Consider the following 294-nt stretch of genomic DNA (forward strand, 5'->3'; position numbering starts at 1 on the left):
GCATATGGTTCTCCCAGTACCCGTTCTCACGGATAAACAAAGGGGCAATGAATTCCTCAGCAGACCGTACCTGCTTGTAAGCCATGGTTATTTTTCTCCCTTACTCTACTATCAAGATAAACGTGTGATAATGATCCGGGCTGTAATAGATACTGCCATTACTCCCCACTATCAACCGGTCATCACCACGAGTCGTCTCGGGCTTCCCGTTAGGCTTCAACTCAACTTTACCGTTTTCACCAATCTTCGGTTGAGGCGCCATGAAATCCATTTCCGTATACGTAATAGGATTCC

At 46.3% G+C, this 294-nt stretch carries 1 protein-coding gene; it reads right to left on the reverse strand.

The genetic code is table 11. The features are described 5' to 3' along the window. Window positions 1–100: 100 nt before the first annotated feature. The coding region (locus HMPREF2958_RS07205; RefSeq protein WP_246828076.1) for a ribonuclease domain-containing protein at window positions 101–294 on the reverse strand (194 nt) is incomplete at its 5' end.

This window comes from Rothia sp. HMSC036D11 (assembly GCF_001814205.1).
Classification (GTDB): domain Bacteria; phylum Actinomycetota; class Actinomycetes; order Actinomycetales; family Micrococcaceae; genus Rothia; species Rothia dentocariosa.